At 69.0% G+C, this 20462-nt stretch carries 18 protein-coding genes; 12 read left to right on the forward strand and 6 right to left on the reverse strand.

Going from position 1 to position 20462, the window contains the following annotated elements; translation table 11 throughout:
• Window positions 1-116: 116 nt before the first annotated feature.
• Window positions 117-788 carry a CBS domain-containing protein gene (locus K6142_RS03030; RefSeq protein ID WP_190244774.1) on the reverse strand — a complete coding sequence of 224 codons (672 nt, stop codon included), beginning with the start codon at window positions 786-788 and terminating at the stop codon, window positions 117-119.
• Between the two features lie 277 nt (window positions 789-1065).
• Between K6142_RS03030 and K6142_RS03035 the strand changes: the two genes are divergently transcribed.
• A complete protein-coding gene (locus tag K6142_RS03035; protein WP_015946470.1) occupies window positions 1066-1932 on the forward strand; it encodes a YitT family protein in 867 nt (288 codons plus the stop codon).
• A 257-nt stretch (window positions 1933-2189) separates the two neighbouring features.
• Here K6142_RS03035 and K6142_RS03040 read toward each other — a convergent pair whose 3' ends face one another.
• Together K6142_RS03040 and K6142_RS03045 are read right to left on the reverse strand one after the other, a co-directional pair.
• The gene (locus K6142_RS03040; protein ID WP_190244775.1) at window positions 2190-3275 is read right to left on the reverse strand and encodes a hypothetical protein; all 1086 of its coding nucleotides are present in this window, start codon (window positions 3273-3275) and stop codon (window positions 2190-2192) included.
• Window positions 3276-3756: 481 nt separating this feature from the next.
• Window positions 3757-6189, reverse strand: coding sequence for a tetratricopeptide repeat protein (locus K6142_RS03045; RefSeq protein ID WP_190244776.1), 2433 nt, complete (start codon window positions 6187-6189; stop codon window positions 3757-3759).
• A 408-nt stretch (window positions 6190-6597) separates the two neighbouring features.
• On the opposite strand from K6142_RS03045, the gene K6142_RS03050 reads away from it, so the two are divergent.
• From K6142_RS03050 to K6142_RS03090, 9 genes are all read left to right on the forward strand, one after another.
• Window positions 6598-7134 carry a nitroreductase family protein gene (locus K6142_RS03050; RefSeq protein WP_190244777.1) on the forward strand — a complete coding sequence of 179 codons (537 nt, stop codon included), beginning with the start codon at window positions 6598-6600 and terminating at the stop codon, window positions 7132-7134.
• A gap of 32 nt (window positions 7135-7166) precedes the next feature.
• Window positions 7167-7772, forward strand: coding sequence for an MBL fold metallo-hydrolase (locus K6142_RS03055; protein WP_190244781.1), 606 nt, complete (start codon window positions 7167-7169; stop codon window positions 7770-7772).
• An 89-nt stretch (window positions 7773-7861) separates the two neighbouring features.
• Entirely contained in the window at window positions 7862-8053 is a 192-nt protein-coding gene (locus K6142_RS03060) for a hypothetical protein (protein WP_190244778.1), read from the forward strand.
• A gap of 228 nt (window positions 8054-8281) precedes the next feature.
• Window positions 8282-8914: a flavodoxin family protein gene (locus K6142_RS03065; protein ID WP_015946477.1), complete on the forward strand. Its 633-nt coding sequence runs from the start codon at window positions 8282-8284 to the stop codon at window positions 8912-8914.
• 3 nt (window positions 8915-8917) lie between these two features.
• Entirely contained in the window at window positions 8918-9742 is an 825-nt protein-coding gene (locus K6142_RS03070) for a ComF family protein (protein ID WP_223380746.1), read from the forward strand.
• Between the two features lie 105 nt (window positions 9743-9847).
• The gene (locus K6142_RS03075) at window positions 9848-10585 is read left to right on the forward strand and encodes an SDR family oxidoreductase (protein WP_190245377.1); all 738 of its coding nucleotides are present in this window, start codon (window positions 9848-9850) and stop codon (window positions 10583-10585) included.
• Between the two features lie 181 nt (window positions 10586-10766).
• Window positions 10767-11555, forward strand: coding sequence for a DUF4198 domain-containing protein (locus K6142_RS03080; RefSeq protein WP_190245376.1), 789 nt, complete (start codon window positions 10767-10769; stop codon window positions 11553-11555).
• Window positions 11556-11819: 264 nt separating this feature from the next.
• A complete protein-coding gene (locus K6142_RS03085) occupies window positions 11820-12218 on the forward strand; it encodes a response regulator (RefSeq protein ID WP_190245375.1) in 399 nt (132 codons plus the stop codon).
• A 227-nt stretch (window positions 12219-12445) separates the two neighbouring features.
• Window positions 12446-13372, forward strand: a complete 927-nt coding sequence (locus tag K6142_RS03090) for a Tim44 domain-containing protein (RefSeq protein ID WP_190245374.1) — start codon at window positions 12446-12448, stop codon at window positions 13370-13372.
• A gap of 182 nt (window positions 13373-13554) precedes the next feature.
• On the opposite strand, the gene K6142_RS03095 is transcribed toward K6142_RS03090, so the two are convergent.
• Both K6142_RS03095 and K6142_RS03100 read right to left on the reverse strand, forming a co-directional pair.
• Window positions 13555-14046, reverse strand: coding sequence for a peroxiredoxin (locus K6142_RS03095; RefSeq protein WP_190245373.1), 492 nt, complete (start codon window positions 14044-14046; stop codon window positions 13555-13557).
• 236 nt (window positions 14047-14282) lie between these two features.
• Window positions 14283-16418: an AsmA family protein gene (locus tag K6142_RS03100; RefSeq protein ID WP_190245372.1), complete on the reverse strand. Its 2136-nt coding sequence runs from the start codon at window positions 16416-16418 to the stop codon at window positions 14283-14285.
• 333 nt (window positions 16419-16751) lie between these two features.
• Here K6142_RS03100 and K6142_RS03105 point away from each other — a divergent pair, with 333 nt between their 5' ends.
• Together K6142_RS03105 and K6142_RS03110 are read left to right on the forward strand one after the other, a co-directional pair.
• On the forward strand, window positions 16752-18416 hold the full coding sequence (locus K6142_RS03105; protein ID WP_190245371.1) for a cobyric acid synthase: 1665 nt from the start codon (window positions 16752-16754) through the stop codon (window positions 18414-18416).
• A gap of 364 nt (window positions 18417-18780) precedes the next feature.
• Window positions 18781-19680, forward strand: a complete 900-nt coding sequence (locus K6142_RS03110) for a hypothetical protein (protein WP_223290403.1) — start codon at window positions 18781-18783, stop codon at window positions 19678-19680.
• 304 nt (window positions 19681-19984) lie between these two features.
• On the opposite strand, the gene K6142_RS03115 is transcribed toward K6142_RS03110, so the two are convergent.
• A complete protein-coding gene (locus K6142_RS03115; RefSeq protein WP_190245369.1) occupies window positions 19985-20422 on the reverse strand; it encodes a hypothetical protein in 438 nt (145 codons plus the stop codon).
• Window positions 20423-20462 lie beyond the last annotated feature (40 nt).

The following is a 20462-nucleotide window of genomic DNA, read 5'->3' on the forward strand; positions in this document are numbered from 1 at the left end:
CGTTCCGGGCAACCGGCACGAAAACGGCCCGCACCTCTTCTGGTGCGGGCCGTGTGCGGTTCAAGAGACGGGAAGAAGGAGGGGGCGGCGGGTTGCGTGGTCCCCCGGTTTGCTTGCTAGCCCGGGTGCACGTTGTCACGCGCCCAGTACATCAGCGAGAAGCGGCTCTTGACTGCTTCGATGATGCGGTTTTCCTCGGCGCGGTCCATGGGCAGGATGCGGATGTACACCCGGCGCGTGGGACCGCTGGAATCGTCCATGGAGGTGAGGATGGAGATGATGCGTGCATTGTGTTCACGCAGGGTGTCCACGATGGGCTTGAGCGTGCCGGGTGTGTTTTCCAGTTCGAAGGCGAACTGCACACCGCCGTGGCGCACCCCGGTGATGGTGATGAGCACCTTGAACACGTCGCTGTCAGAAATGATGCCCACCAGTTTGCCCGCGTCGTCAATGACGGGCAGGCCGCCGATGCGCTTTTCGATCATGTTCAGGGCCACGGTTTCCACCGTGTCGTCGGCGCGCACTGTGAACGGGTCACGCGTCATGATGTCTTTGACCTTGATTTCGGAAAGCAGATAGTACAACTCGTGCATGTCGAGCGTGGTGGCCTTGGAGGGGGAGGCTTCCTTGATGTCCCGGTCGGAGACGATGCCGATCAGGCGCCCTTCGGCGTCCACCACGGGCAGGCGGCGGATGCGGTTTTCCTTGAGGATCTTGGAGGCCTTCATCATTGACGTATCGGGCGTGACGGTGATGACATCCTTGGTCATCCATTCGCGAATGAGCATGGGGTTAATCCTCCTGCGTGGCGGATGGTGCGCGTTGATGGACTAGGTATCCTGTTGGAACCATTCTATACCTGTTTCCGGGCGGAGCACAACCTTCAGGCGGGTGTCCGGGCCGAAGAACCGCGTGGAATCCTGCGGGGGACCTGGCCGATGCGCATGGCCGTCAGGCAGGGCTGTCCGGTCGGGCAGGCAGGTGGTACAAGGGGCACCCGCGCGGCCTCATGGTCGGCAGGGACACGTTCCGCCATGGTGCTGGCGGGCAACACAGGGGAAGCACATGTTCGAAAGGGAATTGCGCAACGTAAGCATGACCGTGTGGTGGAACCTGGCGCTGCTGACCATCGGGGGCACGCTGTTCTCGCTGGGCATGAACGCCATCGCCGTGCCGCACGGGTTCATCTCCGGCGGCATCTTCGGCACGGGCATCTACATATACTACGCCACGGGTGTGCTGTCGCCCGCCTTGTGGTACCTGCTGCTCAACCTGCCCATTTTCGTGCTGGGCTGGCTGTTCGTCAGTCGCCGCTTCTTCCTGTACAGCCTGTACGGCACGGCGGTGACCACCCTTGCGGCCCAGTTCATCACCTGGCAGGCGCATATTGCCAATCCCCTGCTGGCGGCGGTGGCCGCGGGCACCGTGTGCGGCGCGGGGCTGGGCATCGTGTTGCGTTCGTTGGGCAGCGAAGGCGGCATGACCATCATCGCCATCATACTGCACCAGCGCTGGAGCATGCGCGTGGGGCAGGTGAGCTTTCTCTACAATTTCGTGCTGTTCATGGTTGGTCTGGCCACGCTGGACGTGGACATGGTGCTCTATTCCGTCATTCTGGTGTATACCTATTCGCAGGTGATGGACTATGTGCATTCACTGTTCAACCAGCGCAAGATGGTGTTCATCATCTCGGAATGCTCGGAATGCATCGCTGCGGAGATATTGCAGCACCTGCATCGGGGGGCTACATTCCTGCAAGGCAAGGGGGCCTTTACCGGGCGGGACAAGCAGGTTCTGATGACCGTGGTGCAGAACTACCAGCTGAAGCGCCTGGAGGAAACGGTGTTCCGGCACGACCCCAACGCGTTCATGATCGTGGAGAACACCTTCAATGTGCTGGGAACGGGATTTTCCACGCGCAAGGTCTACTAGGTTCTGACGCGGGCAATTCGCGGCCGGAATGGTGCGCCCTTGGCTGGTGCTCGCCATGCTGATGCACGCCATGCCGATGCGGACCGGATCGGGCGCGCAAGGCGCAAGGATGGCGGGAGCTGTGCACATGGTGCGGCGGCATACTGCGGCGGCGGGCAGGGAAGTACCCCTGTCCGCCGCCGCAGCATCTTTGCGCATGCCTGAATGGGGAACCTGTTGCCAGGTGGTCGCGGACGGGGTGCCGGACAGTGGGTGCGTCAGTCCGTTTCGATGACACGCAGGCTGGCGCACAGGGCGGCCAGGGTGTCCGGAGTCGGGCCTGCGGTGCTGCACAGGCAGACGGTCACCAGCTTGTTTTCGTCACCGACAAGCCATGCCGCGCCGTCCTCGTGGATGGCGCCGCGCGACAGGCCGCGCAATACCGGCAGAGTGCCCAGCAACGACCTGCGGGCCGTGCGCTGCCAGAAGGCCGATTCGCGGGCGTGGGGCGGTTGGCAGTGAGGGGCGCGCGCATGCACCTCGCGGGTATCCAGCCCCGCGCGGCGGGCGGCCCAGTGGCGCAGGGGCAGCCCTTGCAACACCACGTTGGCGGGTGAAAGCCGCTCCACGGACAGGGTGTCCGCCCCCCGGCGAAAGTGCACGGCGCAGAGCCCTGGCCGAAAGGTGAAGTCGCGCAGGGTAAACCCTGCGGGCGCGGAAAGCTCCAGATCGTGCAACCTGAAGGGCACGGCCTCGTGCCGGGGGTGCAGGCGCAGGGTGGTCAGCACGGACGCGGCTTCCAGCAGGGCTGCCTCGTCGGGTTGCGGGGCGTGCAGCCGGGTAATGGCGGGCGCCGCGCCGTGTCCGTTGGCTTGCCTGACGCCCCGGCTGTCGCTGGTATTGGTGAAGTCGGGAGGATCAGGGGCATCGGCGGTGCCGGGGGTGCCGTGAACCTGCGGAGCAGTCGGCGGCCCTGCCGGAAAGCGTACCTCGACGTTACAGCGGGCCACGCCATCGTGGCACAGCGCGCCGCAGCCTCCGTGCCAGGCAAACGGCACATAGGTCAGCCGGGGACGCAGCGCGGCCAGCACCTGCGCCCAGCGGGCGGGCACCCGGCGCGGATCGGCGGTGAAGCCGGGCAGGCGGCGGTTCTGGCGCTCCAGGGCCGCACGGCGGCGCGGGATGGAAAATTCTGCGGGGTCGGGCTGCCAGGCGCATTCCAGGGTGGTGCGACCGTGCCGGGCCAGCGCCAGGAAATGGTGCTCCACGTCGTGGGGCTGCCAGTCGGGCGGAACGGTCAGGCTCAGACCGTTCCAGGCGATGTGCCGCGCGAGCGGCTCTGGTAATGGGGGGACAGGGTCCATGTGGCAGGTCGGGGGGAGCCGGTCGGGGCCCGGCGGGGTAAGGGGGGGGACGGGCTGCGGCCACGCTCGGCCACCTGGGCCGTTGCGGTTGCGGTGAGGCAGGGGGAACGTCCGTGGCGTTCCGGGCATCGGGTTCCTCACCTTGAAAGAGTACCCAATCAATTGTCAGGACGCAAGAGGCACGCAGTGGCGCAGGCCGCCGCGTGGCGAAAGTGCCTGCCGCTTCGCCGAACGCGCGGCCATGGCGGGGGCGGGCGGGTTTCCGCCCCGCCGGGCGTCATGGGCAGGCACGCCGACGCACGCCATGCTTCAAGCACGCCGGGCGGCATTTCCTGCCTCGACCAGCCTTGACTGGCCTCGATCTGCCTTGATCTGCCCCGACCTGCCCCCGTCTTGATGCGAACTGCGGTGGCTTCCCGATGCGGCTCTGCCTGATGCGGCCCCGATGCAGTCCGCCTCCGATGCGGCAGAACGCTGTCGCTCAGCGTTCCCCGGCGCGCAGCAGGGCCTCGCGGGCGTCATGGTCGCGGCCACGCACTTGCAGGGCGCGGGCCAGTTCCAGCCAGCCCTGCTTCAGGTCGGGCCGCAGGGCCACGCTTTGCCGGGCCATTACTTCCGCGATTTCCGGATCCTCGCCGCCGTCCAGGTACAGCCGGGCCATGAGCTGCAAGGCAATGGCGTCCTGCGGGTTGTGCAGCAGCGCCTCGTGCAGGTGTTCGCGGGCCTCGTCCGGGCGGCCCTGACGCATGCACAGCCGGGCCAGGTGGCGGCAGGTCAGCGCCGCGCCGCCGTCCAGCTTCGCGGCCTTGGTGTAGTACTGCCGGGCCTGGGCGAAGCGCTTCTCGCCTTCGGCCAGTTGCCCCAGGCGGATAAGGGCGTAGACGTGCCCCGGCGCGTTGCGCAGGCACTTGCGGAAGCAGTCGCGCGCCTCCGTGGCTTCGCCCTCGGACTGGCACACCGTGCCCAGGTTGTACAGGGCCATGGGGTCGCCGGGCTTGCGCGTCAGCGCCTCGCCGAAGTGGCGCCGCGCCTCGGAATGCCGCCCCAGCCCGGCCATGCACACCCCCAGCGAGTTCCAGGCCATGGTGTTGCCTTCGTCCGCCAGCAGGGCCAGCTTGTATTCCTCGATGGCCCCGAAGGTGTCGCCCAGGCTGTAGCGCTTGTCCGCGCTGATGTTCAGGGCCAGCGAATCCAGCACCCCCACGCGTGGCGCGGGCAGCAGCATGGCGTATTCCAGGGCCTTCAGGCAGTTTTCCAGCGCGTCGGCCTTGCGGTAGCTGAGGTACGGGTGGCAGGCCACCCCCACGGCGGCCCCGATGCGCAGGCGGCGTTCCAGTTCGTCGCACAGGGCGGCGTAGGTTTCCCGCGCCCCTTGCGCCCCCTCCGTTCCATCGGCCGTCATGCCGGGATGGAAGAATATCAGGCTGTTCAGGCCGTAGCGCCCACCCAGGGCCTGCGGACCCAGCAGGTCGCGGCACAGTTGGGCGGCCTCTGCCATGAGCTGTTCGGGGTGCGCGGCGCGTCCTTCCGGCTCGCGGCCTTCGTCAGACAGGCGGATCAGCGCCAGGGCGAAGGCATCGCAGCGTTCGCGCTCAGCGCTCCAGCGGGCAAGGAAGTCGCCGTGGCGGAACAGCCCGGTCAGGGGGTCCGTGCGTGGAGCCTCTCCGCCGCCGTCGCGCACGGTGACGCCCTTTTCCTCGGGCAGCAGGGTCAGCCGGTCACCGGGTTCCACCGGCCAGGTGGGGTCACCCACGTGCATGATTTCGGCCAGCGAGGTGTTGTCGCGCACCTCCATCAGCACCACCTCGCCCTTGTACAGGGGCTGGCGCGGCTCCTGCGAGCCGCCGCGCACGGGGTAGGCCACCGACCACACGGAAAAGCGCTGCCCTTCGCGGGCGTTCATGTTGCCGCCAAGGCTCAGTACCACCCGCGACAGGGGCAGGGTTTCCAGCACCCGGCCCCCTTCGGCGAGAATGCGCGAAAAGCCCATCACCGGCACGCCGGGGGCGGCATCGCCCCCCTTGCCGTCACCCTCCCCGGCGGACGGGACGGACAGGCCAGACGGGGCGGCGGCCTCCACGGCCACGGCGGCGGCCAGGCGGGCCTTGCGCAGCAGCACCCGGGCCTGCTCGCCATGGTCGCGGGCAAAGGCCGCGCCTTCCATGTCCTGCGGGTAGACGGCGAATCCGGCGGAAACGGCCACCCCCACCGGCTCGTCGGTGAGCCCGCAGGTGATGGTCACCCCGCGCAGGCGGCGCACCATGTCCACGGCCAGCTTGCGGCAGCCGCCGGACGTGCCCGCGGGCACGAACAGGGCGAATTCGAAGTCGCCGGTGCGGGCGGCCAGGGCCTGTTCCGGCGCGGCGCGGCGCAGTTCCTCGGCCAGCGCGGCGATGAGCCGGTCGGCAAAGACGTAGCCGTGGTCGCGTGCCACCTCGCGCAGGCTGCCCAGGCGCACGGCGATGACGCCCATGCTGGCCCGGTGCCCGGCGGCCAGGTCGCACTTGCCCTCCGACGCGGTGGAAAAGCAGTCACGGATGCAGTCCACCTCGCGCGCTATGGCGTCCAGCAGGTGCTGGCGGGTGGCCAACCCCGTCACCGGGTCGGTCAGGCTGGCCTTGTACAGTTGCAGGTTTTCCAGGCACAGCCCGGCCAGGCCCGGCAGCACCGGCGACAGCGCGCGCGCCGTGCGCGCGGGCACGCCGCGCGCCACGAACACGCCCAACTGCTGGCCCTGATGCATCAGGGGCACCAGCAGCTTGCGCTCCTGCGGCAGCCACAGCGGTTCCGGGCCGCTGGCGGCACGGGGAAAATACAGGCTGTACGCCTTGAAGGGCAGCACGCGGGCCATGGCATCGCGCAGACGGTGTTCGAAGGCGATCAGGTCGCGCCGGGTAAGTGGAACCTGCCACATTGGCAGGGTCGGATTTACAGGCCGTGCAGGCGGACAGGCGGGGTCGGCAGGCACGGAAGGCCGGGAACTGTCGGACGCGGCGGCGCCGGGTGCTGTGGGCTGCTTCATGGGTATGGCTTATACCGTTTTTCCGCACCGTTGGAAAGGCGTGCGGCATTGCGCGCGGCGCGTTGCGCCCAGGTCGGAGACGGGTCGTCGCAGCCCGGCGCACCGGGGAAAGGTTGAACCGTCTGGTGGCTTGGGCTATGGTTCTGATCGTCTGGTCAGGCCAGACAGGTCAGGCCAGTCTGGCGTGTCCCGCCCGCCGTGTCCGGATTCCGCATTCCGGGCGGAACTCCAAACGCAGTTGCCCGGAACATACCCGGAACGCACCCGGAATACACCCCAAATCCCCCCCCCGATACCCTCATGACAGACCCTAATGTTTCCGATGCATCCCGCGTCGTGCTCGACGCCCTGCACCAGCGGCGCAGCATCCGTCGCTTCACCGGAGAGCCGGTCACCCGCGACGAGATCGTGGCCATGCTGGACGCGGCCCGCTGGGCTCCCAGCGGCCTGAACAACCAGCCGTGGCGCTTTCTGGTGGTGCAACCCGGCGACCCCCGTCAGGAGGCGCTGGCGGGCTGCACCAAATACGCCCGCATCGTGCGCGACGCCGGGGTGCTGGTGGCCGTGTTCCTCGACCGCGAGACCTGCTACCACCCCATGAAGGACCATCAGGGCGCGGGCGCCTGCATCCAGAACCTGCTGCTGGCCGCCCATGCCCTGGGCCTTGGCGCGGTGTGGCTGGGCGAGATCGTCAACCAGGCGGAGCAGGTGGAGCAGGCCCTGGGCCTGCCCGCCGGACGGTATGAATTCATGGCCCTCATCGCGGCCGGGCGCCCTGCCCAGCGCGGCTCGTCCGACCGCGTCCCCCTTGAAAATCTGCTGCTGGAGGCCCTGTGAGTTCTGTAAGGCCGCGTATTTCCACCTTTCCCATGGGGCCGCTGGAGACCAACGGCTACCTCGTGCACCTGAACGGGGCCGCCGTGGCCGTGGACCCGGGCGGCACGCCGCGCCCCATGCTCCAGTACGCGGAAAAGAACGGGCTTGCGCTCACGCACATCCTGATCACCCACCTGCACTTCGACCACATCTACGGCGTGGCGGCCCTGGTGGAAGCCTCCGGCGCGCCGGTGCTGGCGAGCGCGGCCGACGCCTTCCTGATGGAGACGGAACTGGGCAGGGGCGGGGCCTTCGGCTTTCCGCGCGTGACGCCGTTCAGCTACCAGCCGGTGGAGGAAGGCGATCTGGACCTGGGCGCCATCGCCTGTCGCGCCCTGACCACGCCGGGCCATACACCGGGCAGCCTGTCGTTCCACTTTCCGCAGGTGGGCGCGGTGATCGTGGGCGACCTGCTGTTCCATCGGTCCATCGGTCGCACGGACTTTCCCGGCGGCGACCTGGACGCCCTGCGCCGCTCGGTGGTGCAGAAGATTTTCACCCTGCCCGACGACACCGTGGTCTACCCCGGTCACGGGCCGGAAACCACCGTGGGTTCCGAAAAATTGAACAACCCGTACTTCACGGAATTTTCCCTGTAGCCTTTACGCACAGGCTGTTATATGCGGAGCCCATGGACATGTCGGAACCGCTGCTCGTAGATTTGCGCGCCACCTGCTGAGGGGTGGGCATGGAGGTAGGTTGGTACCTCCGTTTCAAGCCGGATGCGGCCCTGGTGTTTCTGGTGGGCCACGGATCCGTGGACGCGGCGCTGGGTGCGCTGCATACGGTTTCCGGCTGGGTGGCCGACGTCACCCGGCACGAGGACCATGCGGAGATCCGCTTCCGGCGGGGCACGCCGGGCGTTCACGATGCACGGTAGCACGGGACGGACGTGCCGGGTGTGTCGGGCGTGCCGGGTGTGCCGGGCGTGCCGGGTGTGCCGGGTGTGTCGGGCGTGCCGGCTGTGCCTGACGGGCCTGAAGCCGAACGTGCCTGATGGGCCTGATGGGCCTGATGAGCCCGACGGACCTGACAGGCCCGGCGGGCCGACGGAGCCAAACGATGCCGGTGGGGGGCGCCACACCGGGGGGCACGGCAAGGAGTAGCCATGAACGCAAGCATCATTCCTGCCCGGGCGTTGTCATGCAGCCCGCGCGCCAACGGCAACAGCGACAAGCTGGCCGCCCTGTTCGCGCGCGGATTCGCCGAGGCTGGCGGCAACATAGAGGTCACGCTGATGCGCCAGTACGAGGTGCGCCCCTGCGTGTCCTGCTACCGCTGCCAGCACGATCCCAACGGCTGGTGCTTCCTGGAGGGCACCGACCGCAGCGCGCCGCTGTTCTCCATGCTGCACGAGGCCCCCGCGCTGTTCTTTGCCGCGCCGGTGTTCTTCTACCACCTGCCCGCCATGTTCAAGGCGTTCATCGACCGGGGGCAGTCGTACTGGCTGCGGCGCGAGGCGGGCGACCCCCTGCTGCTGTCCCTGCCGCGCCGCACGGCCTGGGTGGCCCTGGTGGCCGGGCGCAAGAAGGGCGAACACATCTTTGACGGCAGCCTGCTGACGTTGCGCTACTTCCTGGCGGCGTTCAACATCACCCTGGCCGAGCCGCTGCTGCTGGCGGGCTATGATGGTCCGGACGACATCGCCAATGATCCGGCAACCTGCGCGCGGGTGCTGGAATACGGCGGCAACGCCGCGCGGGCCATGTTCGACGGTCAGGCCATGGCCGTGAACCTGTAGCCGGTGCATTCCCTGCGAGCACGCCTTGCGGCGTGGGCGCGCGCCTGCGGTCTGGCGGAAGTGCGCTGCGCCGCCTGCGGCAGGCCGTGTGAAGGGCATGCCGCAACGCCTTGCGCTGCGCCGTGCGGCGGGCAATCCACCGCATCGTCCGCCCCGGCGGCATCCCCTTCCCATGCCCCGCCACTGTGCCCGGCCTGCACCGTGGCCCTTGCGCCGCGCCGGGGCGGCATCTGCCCGCGCTGCGGCGCGCCGCACGCCCTCGCCACCCTGCCGGATTCCCCCTGCGGCCATTGCCTGACGTCCCCGCCGCCCTGGGCCGCCTTTCGCATGCACGGCCTGTACGAAGGCACCCTGCGCCATCTGGTGCTGCGCGTGAAATTTGCCGAGGACCATGCCGCCGCGCGCGTGCTGGGCGGCTTGCTGGCCACGGCCTGCCACGGCCTGCCCCGGCCCGACGGGGTGGTGCCGGTGCCGCTGCATCCGGAACGCCTGCGCCGCAGGGGCTGCAACCAGTGCCTGGAGCTTGCCCGGCTGCCCGCCGCCGCTCTGGGCGCGCCGCTGCGCCCCGGCTGGCTGGCCCGCGTGGTGCCCACCCGCCCGCAGACCGGGCTTTCACGCCAGGAACGCCGCCGCAACCTGCGCGGGGCCTTCGCCGCGCATCCGGACGTGCGCGGCAGGCGCATCCTGCTGGTGGACGACATCTGCACCACCGGCACCACGCTGGCCCGCGCCGTGGACTGCCTGTTGCGGGCCGGTGCCGTGGCCGTGGACTGCGCCGTGGCGGCGCGTACGCCCGCCCATCCCGCACACGCCGCTCGGCGCGGATAGTCGCCGCCGGTCGCCTTCTTCCCGCCTTTTCCTGCCGTTCCTTCCACGGGTACCCATGCCCGCGCACCGGCCCCGCCCGTGCGCGGCAAGCGCAAGGAGCACACAATGGAAACGACAGCCAGAAACGCCATCGTCACCGGCGGGTCGCGCGGCATAGGCCGAGCCATCGCCCTGCGTCTGGCGCAGGACGGATTCTGCGTGGTGGTCAACTACGCCAGCAACGCCCCCGCCGCCCTCGAGGTGGTGGACGCCATCGCCAGGACGGGCGGGCAGGCCGTGGCCGTGCCCGGCGACGTGGGCGAAACGGGCGACGTGGAGGGCCTGTTCGCCGCCGCGCACGATGCCTTCGGCCAGGTGGGCGTGGTGGTGAACAGCGCGGGCATCATGCCCATGCTGCCCATTGCCGGGGGCGACACCGCCGCCTTCGAAAAGGTGCTGCGCACCAATCTGACAGGCACCTTCAACGTGCTGTCCCGGGCGGCCAACGCGCTGACGGCGGGCGGGCGCATCATCGCCCTGTCCACCAGCGTCATCGCCAAGTCCTTTCCCGGCTACGGACCGTACATCGCCAGCAAGGCGGGGGTGGAAGGGCTGGTGCGGGTGCTGGCCAACGAACTGCGGGGGCGGTCCATCACCGTCAATGCCGTGGCGCCCGGCCCGGTGGCCACGGACCTGTTCCTGAACGGCAAGACCGAAGAGCAGATCGCCGCCATCGGCAAGCTGGCCCCGTTGGAGCGGCTGGGCACGCCGGAAGAGATCGCCGGCGTGGTGTCCTTTCTGGCCGGGCCGGAAGGCGGCTGGGTCAACGCCCAGGTGGTGCGGGTGAACGGCGGTTTCGCCTGATTCCCTGACGCATCCGGACCACATCTCCGGCACGGGGGGGGCGGGTGTGCAGGCCGGGCGGCCAGCCCCCCGGCCTTTGTGCGCTTTTGATGGTGACACGACATTCTGTTTCGTGTAACGAAGCATTTCATATTTCATGCTTCGTATCCGCGTACGCATATCAACAGGAAAGGAGTATTCCATGCAGCTTCGCAGGCTTGCCGGCGCGCTGGCGCTGGTGCTCGTCACCGCGGCCCCGGCCCTTGCCCACTTCGGCATGATCATTCCCGACGCCCCGGTGGCCACCGCCGCCAAGCGTTCCACCACAGTCACCCTGTCGTTCTCCCATCCTTTCGAGGGGCACGGCATGAACATGGAACGTCCCCAGGCCTTCGGCGTGGTGCGGGTGGACGGCGGCAAGACCGAGCGCACCGACCTGCTGGCCTCGCTGAAGGAAACCAAGGTCATGGGCAAGGCCGCCTGGAAGACCGATTTCACCTTTCCCAGGCCCGGCGTGTACATGTTCACCATGGAGCCCAAGCTGTACTGGGAACCGGAAGAAGACTGCTACATCCAGCACCTGACCAAGGTGGTGGTGCCCGCCTTCGGCAACGAGGACGGCTGGGACACCCCGGCGGGGCTGAAGTTCGAGATCATTCCCCTTACCCGTCCCTTTGGGAATTACGCGGGCGGCGTGTTCACCGGCGTGGCCATGCTGGACGGCAAGCCCGCCCCCGGCGTGGACGTGGAAGTGGAATACTACAACGCCCAGGGCAAGTATGCCGCGCCCACCGAGTTCCACGTGACCCAGGTGGTCAAGACCGACGCCAACGGCGTGTTCACTGTGGCCTGCCCGCTGCCCGGCTGGTGGGGCTTTGCCGCGCTGACCACCGCGCCCGAGCAGGTCAAGGGGCCCGACGGCGCCATGAAGGACGTGGAAATCGGCGCGGTGCTCTGGACACGCTTCGACGCCTTCAAGCCCGCAAAATAGTGTGCGGCTGGCACGCCAGCCGACTGCGCGCCGTACTATCCGCCCGGCTCCGGCTTGTGCCGGGGCCGGGCGTTGCCGCATCCGCAGATTGGCGCAACCGTGCGGCAAAGAGGCATTACGTAGTCCATGCAGTGGGTAGGGCGCGTGATTGGTTGCCGCATGACGACTTGCATTCCACGGGCGAAGCCTTATGATTGCCAGAACGCCACCGGCGCGGCCTTCACGGCGCACCGGCCAGCGTCAGAACCGGTCCGGAGGCCTTCCATGCGCGTGCTCATCGTCGAGGACGACTTTACCAGCCGCAAGTACCTGCAAACCATCCTGTCGCCTTACGGGGCCTGCGACATAGCCGTCAGCGGTGTCGAGGCGGTGGAGGCATTCGCGACCGCGTTGAACGCGCAGCAGCCGTACGACCTTGTCTGTCTGGACATCATGCTGCCCGAAATGGATGGACAGGAGGCCCTGCGGCGCATCCGCGCCATGGAGCGCGAGCGCGGGGTGGCCCCCGCCGACGAGGTGCCCGTGGTCATGACCACCGCTCTCGACGACCCGCGCAACGTGGTGGAGGCCTACTACAAGGGCGGGGCCACGTCGTACGTGCCCAAGCCCATCGACCGTCAACTGTTTGTGCAGATGTTGAAGGGGCTTGGCGTCATCCGCTAGGATTTTTCCGGGATTTTTCCCGCATCTGCCCGGCGCTCCCGGCCCGCAGCCGCAGCGCCGCCCCGTCGCATGCCGCCGTTTCGATGGTGGACCGACGCCGCACCGACACCCCCGTCGTTGCACCGGCCCGATATCCTGCGGGCCGCAACTGATGCGGTATGCCGGTGGGCACAGCCCGCCAGTCTACCCCGACTTCGACCAACCGCACGCAACCATCGGGAGTACCCATGACCCGTACCCGGATTATTGCCTGTTGCCTGGCCGTGGCCGTGGCCTTTTGCCTGAGCATGACCGACCTTGCCGACGCCAAGCGCCTCGGCGGGGGCAAGTCGTTCGGCGGCAGCCCCAGTTACCAGCGCAGCTTTACCCCCAGCCAGCCTTCGCCTTCCTCGCCCGCAGGGCCCAATCTCAACCGGCAACAGCAGACCCAGCAGCCCGGCCCCGCCACGCCGCAGCAGGCCCCGCGCTCCCGCTTCGGCGGGTTCGGCGGCATTCTGGGCGGCATGCTGGCGGGCAGCCTGATCGGCTCGCTGCTGTTCGGCGGCGGCTTCGGCGGCGTGGGCATGATGGACATGCTGCTGCTGGCGCTGGTGGCCTTCATGGCGCTGAAGTTCTTTGCCGCACGGCGCGGCAGCGCCCCGGCCCCGGCCTCCGCTTCCGGCCAGCCCGGCGGCATGCGCCGCGAGGCCGACTACGGCGCCCAATCCGGCTCCGGTGCCGGGTGGGATGCCCTGCGCAATGCCCCGGCGACCGCCGCCGATGCGCAGCCCGCGTCGCCCGGCATTCCCGAGGGATTCGACACGGAAGAATTCCTGCGCGGGGCCAAGCTGGCCTACAACCGTCTGCAAACCTCGTGGGACCGGCGCGACCTGGACGACATCGCCCAGTTCACCACCCCCGAGATACTCAAGGATATCACCCAGCAGGCCCAGGAAGATCCCGGCCCCTCGCGCACCGAGGTGCTGTACTGCAATGCCAGCGTGCTCTCCGTCACCGAAGAGAAGGACCGCAGCGTGGCCACGGTGTTCTTCGACGTGCTGATGCGCGAGGACGCCCAGGCCGATGCGCCCAGCCAGGTGCGCGAGGTGTGGCACTTCGTGCGCACCGGCAACGAGATGTGGCGGTTGGACGGCATCCAGCAGGTGGAAATGTAGCATCGCACCTGATGTCTGGCGGCGGGGATGCTGCCGGGCGTCGAGTGCGCCGCATGACGTTGAAGGGGCGGTTTCCCGTGGTGAACCCACGGGAAACCGCCCCGTTCCGTTTGTTCCGCACCATGCTGTAGCAGCGGTGCGTTGTGACCGGCGCACCGGACAGTTGCCGGAAGGCGACCGCGTTATTTCCCCGCCAGCCGCCGCAGTTCGTCCCGCACCGCCTGGGCATGCCCGTCCACCTTCACCGGCGACCACACCGCCCGCACCGTGCCGTCCGGCCCGATGAGAAAGGTGGAGCGCACGATGCCGGTCACCGCCTTGCCGTACATCATCTTGGTGCCGAAAGCGCCATAGGCCTTGGCCACCGCGCGGTCCGGGTCGCTCAGCAGGGCCACGTCCAGGTCCTGTTTCAGCGTGAAGTTGCCGATGGCTTTCGGAGAGTCGGGGCTTACCCCCACCACTGCCGCGCCCGCCGCCGCGAAGTCGGGCAGCATGCAGGTGAAGTCGCGCGCCTCGCGGGTGCAGCCGGGGGTGCTGGCCTTGGGGTAGAAGTAGAGCACCAGCCATGTTCCGGCAAAGTCGGACAGGCCGCGCGACGCGCCGGATGCGTCCGCCAGCCGGAAGTCGGGGGCCGCCTTGCCCGACAGCGAGGCGGCGGTGATCAGTTCGCTCATGGGGATATGCTCCGTGGTCTGGTGTTCGTGACTTGTGGGGAAGGGGAGGGCAACCGGGTGCCATTCGGTGTTTCGGGGCCATGCACGTGGCGCATCGGCAGCTTGCCGGTGCCTTTCCGTGGCGCGGCCCGCCTGGCGTCCCCCGTCCTGCGCCCGGCTTTGCCTGCGGTCGCGACGCCGCCCGGAATACGCCCCACCACGAGGGGATAGCGTGTTCCGGGCGGCTGCCGGTTTTGCTATTGCTTCTGGCCCGGCAACAGGCCCTTGATGGCCCCGCCGATGCCCTTTACCGCCTCGCCGCCCTTTTCCACCGGGGCCTGGATGACGCCGCCAGCGCCTTCAAGGGTGTTCATCAGCATCTTGGCCGGGTCCACCCCGTAGCTGGGCGAATCCAGCGCGCCGCTGATCTTGATGGGTATCTTGGGCAGGCCGGTGACGTCGAGCGTGGCGGCGTAGTCCACCACGTTGCGGCCAAGGTCGGCCGTGCCCGCGCCCGTGGCGCCGATGCCCGGCGAAACGAACTTGAGGTCCTTGTTGCTGACCACGCCCTTGTCGGCGCGGACGGACGCGGTAAGGCTGTCGAACTTCTGGCCCGACGCCCCGGCCCGCTTGGATTCCGCGCCCTTGATGCCTTCGGGGATGATCTGGAAGCCGTGGATGGTGCCCTGGGTCATGGCCAGCGATGCCGTGCCCGCCAGGGTATGCTTGGCGGCGTTCCAGTCGTCGCCGGTGGCGGTGAGGTCGGTCTTCACGTCGGTGCGGGCCGACAGGTGCCGCTTGCCCAGCGCGGCCTGTTGCAGTTCGCCCACCTCCACCCCCTTCACGGTGGTGACGATGCGCGACTTTGTCGCCTCGGCGCGGGTGTCGGCGGTGATGTCGCCGTTCACCGAGCCGCCGCCCAGGTTCAGTTGCAGCGGGTTGATGCGCACCAGCCCCTTGTCGGCCACCAGGCGCACCAGCACGTTGGTCATGGGCACCTTGGAGGCCACCAGCCGTCCGGCCTTGAAGGTGACATCCGCATCGATGGTGCGCAGGCTCTTCTTGGCCTCTGCGGTGCCGTCCTGCGGTGCCGCCTTGCCGTCCTTGCCGTCCTTGCCGCCCTTGCCGGTGGTCGGGGCCGCGCCCTTTTCGGTCGCCTTGCCCTTGTCCCCTTCCGGCGGCAGGTAGCGGTCCACGTCGATGGCGTCCAGCGTCAGTTCCGCCCGGATCACCTGCACCGCGCCCGGCACGGCGGATGCCTTGCCCTGAATGGCTGTGTCGTCCAGCTTGCCGGTGATGGACCGCACGTCCACCTTGGCGGGCGCGGCCTGCACATCCAGCTTAAGGTCCAGCGCGTCCAGCACCTTGGGGTCGGCGGTGCGCACCGGGGTGCCCAGCGATTCCAGCGCCTTGCGCGGCGAACCGGCCAGGGTGACCAGCCCCTCGAACGACTGCGCACCGAGCGCGGCGGTGCCGTTGGCGCCCACCTTCAGGGTGGGGGTGGACAGCGACAGCCGGGCGATGTCCACGCGCTGCGGCACGGTGTGCACGGTCAGGTCGCCCGCCAGTTCCACCTTGCCGATTCCGGCGGGCACCACGCCGCCCTTGGAGGTAAGGGTGATGGTCAGGCCGTCGATGCGCAGCACCGAGCCGTCCAGATCGGACTGCACCCTGGCGGCGAGGGCAAGGTCCGCGTCGATGTCCGGCTTCTGGCCGGACATGGCTACGGCAAGCCTGATGTCGGCGGGGTCGCCGCCGGGGGCCAGGCCGTTGACGTTGACGTTCAGGTCGCGGGCGCGGAACTGCTGCCCGGTGCCCAGGTCGCGGAAGGACAGCGAGGCGCCCTTAACGGACAGGGTGTCCACGGCCACGGCCAAGGGCGCGCCGCCGGAGGCCGATGGCTGCGCAGGCTGCGCGGACTGGGGGGAGGGGGCCGCAGGGGCCGCCGGGGTCTGGCCGGGCTTGGCGAAGTCCCAGTTGGTGCGGCCATCGGCGGCGCGCACCAGGTTCAGGTACAGCCCGTCCAGCATCAGCTCCGCCACCTCCACCCGCTTGGACAGCAGGGGCATGAAGGCCACGCGCAGCCCGCCGCCCTTGATGCTCAGGAAGATGTCATCATCTCCCGGTGCGGCGGACGGGGCGCCAGCCTTGGGGAAGTCCGGCGGATTGCCGAGGTGCATGGGGCCGAAGGCCACCCCCAGCCACGGGAAGAAGGACAGCGAAAGGTCGCCGTCGAAGACCAGTTCGCGGCCCGTGGCAGAGCGCGCGGCGTCCGCGATGCGGCCCTTGTAGTCGTTGGGATTGATGGTGGCCACCACGATGGCGATGGCCGCGGCGGCAAGGATGACCAGGGCGCCGATGGCGGCGGCCACGAGTTTGAACGTTCTGTTCATGGCGGTGCTCCCGGGTTGGGGTTGCCGAAGGGACGGCGGCACGGGCCGGAGCGCGTTGAACAGCGGCAAGACGGAGAAGCCCGAGCCTTCCCTGAAGATAACCCACCGGGGATGTTGGGGCAAGGCGTGAGAACGAATTGTGACGGAGCCGCGCGGAAAGTGGGCTGCACGGAGCCGCGCGGATGGCTGCATGCGTGGTCGCCATCTGGTTGCGCGGATGGCCGCCATCTGGTTGCGCGGATGGCCGCCATCCGGCAGGGCGGGGTGCCTTCCTCGCGGCGAGGGGCGGGACCGCTCTGGCGGAGCGGTGCGATTCGCGCTAGACCTTGGCCCATGACTTCCGACACCCGCACCGAATCCCGCCTCCGCGCCCCCCGCACTCCGGCCCTGATGGTGCAGGGCACCTGCTCCAACGCGGGCAAGAGCATCCTTGCCGCCGCGTTCTGCCGCATCTTCTTGCAGGACGGGCTGCGCGTTGCCCCGTTCAAGGCGCAGAACATGGCGCTCAATTCCTGCGTCACCCCCGACGGGCTGGAAATGGGCCGCGCGCAGGCGGTGCAGGCGGCGGCCTGCCGCCTGGACCCGGACGTGCGCATGAACCCGGTGCTGCTGAAGCCCTGTTCCGACGTGGGCTCGCAGGTCATCGTCATGGGGCGGCCCGTGGGCGTCATGCGGGTGCGCCAGTACGTGGACTACAAGCCGCAGGCGCGCGATGCGGCCTTTGCCGCCTACGACAGCCTGGCGGCGGAACACGACGTGATGGTCATCGAGGGGGCGGGCAGCCCGGCGGAAATCAACCTGAAGGCCCACGACATCGTGAACATGGCCATGGCCCGCCATGCCGGGGCGCGGGTGCTGCTGGTGGGCGACATCGACCGGGGCGGGGTGTTCGCCGCGCTGGTGGGCACCATGGAATTGCTGGACGGCTGGGAGCGCGACCATGTGGCGGGCTACCTGCTGAACAAGTTCAGGGGCGACGCCAGCCTGCTCGACCCGGCGCTGGACTTCATGAAGCAGCGCACCGGGCGCCCCGTGCTGGGCGTGGTGCCGTACCTGCGCGACCTGGGCCTGCCGGAAGAGGATTCCGTCACCTTCAAGGAAGGGCTGCCCGGCCTGCGGGACGGAACTCTGGAGGACGCGGGGCCCGATGCGTCGGGGTACGGATTGGGCCTCGTACTGGACATCGTGCTGGTGGACCTGCCGCACATCAGCAATTTTACCGACGTGGACGCCCTGCGCGGCGAACCGGACGTGCGGCTGCGCGTGGCCCGCACCCCGGCGGAACTGGCGGCCCCGGACGGCAGGATGCCCGACGCGGTGATCCTGCCCGGCAGCAAGAACACCACCGGCGACCTGCGGACGCTGCGCGCCACGGGCATGGCCGATGCGCTGGCCAGCCTTGCGCGCGACCCGGACGGGCCGATGGTGGCGGGCATCTGCGCCGGGTTGCAGATGCTGGGCCTGTGCGTGGCCGACCCGCTGGGGCTGGAGGGCGGCGGCAGCGAGCAGGGGCTGGGCCTGTTGCCGGTGCGCACCGAGTTGGCGGCGGAAAAGACCCTGCGCCGCATGGCGGGGGTGCATCCGCGCAGCGGCCTGCCGGTGGCGGGCTACGAGATTCGCCACGGCGTCACCGTGGCCGAGGGATCAGGCGGAGACGGCCTGGACTTTGTGGATTCCGTGGACGCCGGGGGTGGCGGCTGCGCCGGTGCCGACGCGGCGTTCCCCTTTCTGCTGCGCGAGGATGGCGGCCCGCTGGGCTGGGGCACCCACGGGGGGCGGGTGTGGGGCACCTCGCTGCACGGGGTGTTCGACGCCGACGGCTTTCGCAGGCATTTTCTGGACGGGCTGCGCATGCGCCGGGGAATGGCCCCGCTGGGCCGCGTGATGGCCCCCTATTCGCTGGACCCGGCGCTGGACCGGCTGGCCGACGCCGTGCGCGCCGCCGTGGACATGGACGCCATTTACGATATGCTGAACCTGCGGCCAGACAGGATGTAGGCGCGCTTGCGGGCGCACGCGGGGCGGCGGTCCTGCCGCCGGAGACGCCGGAAAGGGGAACGTGATGCATATTGACGGGAAGAGGCGGGGAGTGCCGGTGCATCTTCCGGTGTTGCTGGCATGTTTGCTGGCGGTGTTGCCGGTCCGTTTCGCAGTGGCTGCCGGAGATGATGTCCTTCGGGCGGCGGCTGTTGCCGAAGCCATGCCGTCGTCCGTGACCGATGCGGTCGCGCCAGCCGATTCCGCGCCAGCCGATTCCGCGCCAGCCGGGCCAGCGGCAAGCGCCCCTGCGGCATCCGGGTTCCCGCCGTCCTCCCCCGTTGCCTCCGTTTCCTCCACCTCCGTGGCCCCGGCCATGGGGCACATGCCGAATTTCGGCGACCAGCCCGCCACCGAAGGCTCCGGGGCACTGTACGCAGAGGCGGTACGCGTGCTTTCGCAGGTGCGCAGCACCCGCTATACCGGCAGCTTTGTGGTGGACGAGGATACGGGCCGCTTCGAACTGAACTGCTCCGGCTTCCTGTCGCTGCTGCTGTACGAGGTGAACCCCTCGGCGCTGGCCACCGTGGACCGCAGCGGCAAGCACTACCGCCCACGGGCGGAGGACTTTCACCGCAGCATCCTACGCGCCGGACCCAAGGGCGACGGTACGGGCTGGCTGCGGCTGGAACGGGTTTCCGACCTGCGCCCCGGCGACGTGGTGGCCTGGCTGCGCCCCGCCGAGCGCAGCGCCAGTTCCGCCACCGGGCATGTGATGGTGGCGCTGGCCAGCCCGCGCCTGAATCCGGCCCGGCCCGGCGAGGTGCTGCTGCCCGTGGCCGACTGTACCCTGAGCCCGCACGGCGACCTTGCCGCCATGCAGGGGGTGGGCAGCCCCGAATCGGAGGCCGCCCGGGCCGCGCCGCCGAACGATGCATCGGCTGCGGAGCCCGTTGCGGGGCAGGCGCGAGAACAGGCGCCGACGCACGCGCCGGGACAAACCCCCGAACAGATACTGACACCCGGGCCCGGTTTCTCCCTGGGGCAGCCCCGGCCACCGCAGGTGGAGGCGCCCTCGGCCATCGCCCCCGGCCTGGAACGTGGCAGCGCCGCATGGCTGGCCGCGCTGCCACGGGACACGCGCGAGCCGGGCATCGGCGGCGTGGGCAGCGGGGTCATCGGCCTTGCCGCCGACGCCACCGGCCATCCCGTGGCCTACTGGTGGCGGGGCGGAGTTTCACGCCACCGGCTGGTGACCTCCATCATGCTGGGGCGGCTGGAATAGCCGGGACAGACGCAGCCCGAGGGTGCCCGGCGCCCACCCGGCGTCCTCATGCCCCCGGCGTTTCGGAACATGCAGCCACGCGCCGCGACTTTCCGGCGTCCCCCCCCACACGCCTTTCCGGCATATCCCGACGCTTCTCTCCGGGGCGCGGCCTTCCATCCTGGCGGACGTTTCGCACGGCGGCCCGCCGCACGGCCTCAATTCCGCAACGTACGGCCCGGCAGGGTACGGGACAGATCCCGCCCTGCCGGGCCGTGTGCGTTTGCCCGGTCCTGCGCCCGGCATTATCCGGGCGTCTGCACCGTTACCTCGCCAGTTCGTCGGCCTTCTTGCGCAGGTAGTCGCCAAGGTCGTTCATGGCCGCCTTGGCCTTGAACAGGTTGAGGTGCAGCGCATCGGTAAAGCCGAGCACGTTGGCCCCTTCCTTCAGCGGGGTGGACGACTGGCCGAGGGTGGTGTGTTTCAGGCGACCGCCCTCCACCACGAACACCGTGGTATCCACCATGTTGCCCAGGAATTCCTTTTTCACGTCCACGGTCAGCACCACGTTGTTGCCTTTCAGCTCGCGCTTGGTGATGTCGCCCATCACCGATTCGCCAAGGTAGATATTTTCGTCCTTGATGTCGGGCACGGCGTCGAACACCACCCGGTAGTCGTTTTCGAACAGGCCGAGCACTGCATGGGCGGTGGTGGCCGCGCCCGGCAACAGCAGCAGGGCAAGGAGAAGGACAAGGATGCGCATGGAAACCTCCCGTACTGGCGGATGATGGCGAATGATGCCG

This window comes from Nitratidesulfovibrio sp. SRB-5 (assembly GCF_019931275.1).
In the GTDB taxonomy this organism is placed as follows: Bacteria; Desulfobacterota; Desulfovibrionia; order Desulfovibrionales; family Desulfovibrionaceae; genus Cupidesulfovibrio.

What these genes read in the sequence shown, in the direction of transcription:
- K6142_RS03030 (WP_190244774.1), bottom strand. Translation starts at nt 788, where the DNA reads ATGCTCATTCGCGAATGGATGACCAAGGATGTCATCACCGTCACGCCC.
- K6142_RS03035 (WP_015946470.1), top strand. Translation starts at nt 1,066, where the DNA reads ATGTTCGAAAGGGAATTGCGCAACGTAAGCATGACCGTGTGGTGGAAC.
- K6142_RS03040 (WP_190244775.1), bottom strand. Translation starts at nt 3,275, where the DNA reads ATGGACCCTGTCCCCCCATTACCAGAGCCGCTCGCGCGGCACATCGCC.
- K6142_RS03045 (WP_190244776.1), bottom strand. Translation starts at nt 6,189, where the DNA reads ATGTGGCAGGTTCCACTTACCCGGCGCGACCTGATCGCCTTCGAACAC.
- K6142_RS03050 (WP_190244777.1), top strand. Translation starts at nt 6,598, where the DNA reads ATGACAGACCCTAATGTTTCCGATGCATCCCGCGTCGTGCTCGACGCC.
- K6142_RS03055 (WP_190244781.1), top strand. Translation starts at nt 7,167, where the DNA reads ATGGGGCCGCTGGAGACCAACGGCTACCTCGTGCACCTGAACGGGGCC.
- K6142_RS03060 (WP_190244778.1), top strand. Translation starts at nt 7,862, where the DNA reads ATGGAGGTAGGTTGGTACCTCCGTTTCAAGCCGGATGCGGCCCTGGTG.
- K6142_RS03065 (WP_015946477.1), top strand. Translation starts at nt 8,282, where the DNA reads ATGAACGCAAGCATCATTCCTGCCCGGGCGTTGTCATGCAGCCCGCGC.
- K6142_RS03075 (WP_190245377.1), top strand. Translation starts at nt 9,848, where the DNA reads ATGGAAACGACAGCCAGAAACGCCATCGTCACCGGCGGGTCGCGCGGC.
- K6142_RS03080 (WP_190245376.1), top strand. Translation starts at nt 10,767, where the DNA reads ATGCAGCTTCGCAGGCTTGCCGGCGCGCTGGCGCTGGTGCTCGTCACC.
- K6142_RS03085 (WP_190245375.1), top strand. Translation starts at nt 11,820, where the DNA reads ATGCGCGTGCTCATCGTCGAGGACGACTTTACCAGCCGCAAGTACCTG.
- K6142_RS03090 (WP_190245374.1), top strand. Translation starts at nt 12,446, where the DNA reads ATGACCCGTACCCGGATTATTGCCTGTTGCCTGGCCGTGGCCGTGGCC.
- K6142_RS03095 (WP_190245373.1), bottom strand. Translation starts at nt 14,046, where the DNA reads ATGAGCGAACTGATCACCGCCGCCTCGCTGTCGGGCAAGGCGGCCCCC.
- K6142_RS03100 (WP_190245372.1), bottom strand. Translation starts at nt 16,418, where the DNA reads ATGAACAGAACGTTCAAACTCGTGGCCGCCGCCATCGGCGCCCTGGTC.
- K6142_RS03105 (WP_190245371.1), top strand. Translation starts at nt 16,752, where the DNA reads ATGACTTCCGACACCCGCACCGAATCCCGCCTCCGCGCCCCCCGCACT.
- K6142_RS03110 (WP_223290403.1), top strand. Translation starts at nt 18,781, where the DNA reads ATGCCGAATTTCGGCGACCAGCCCGCCACCGAAGGCTCCGGGGCACTG.
- K6142_RS03115 (WP_190245369.1), bottom strand. Translation starts at nt 20,422, where the DNA reads ATGCGCATCCTTGTCCTTCTCCTTGCCCTGCTGCTGTTGCCGGGCGCG.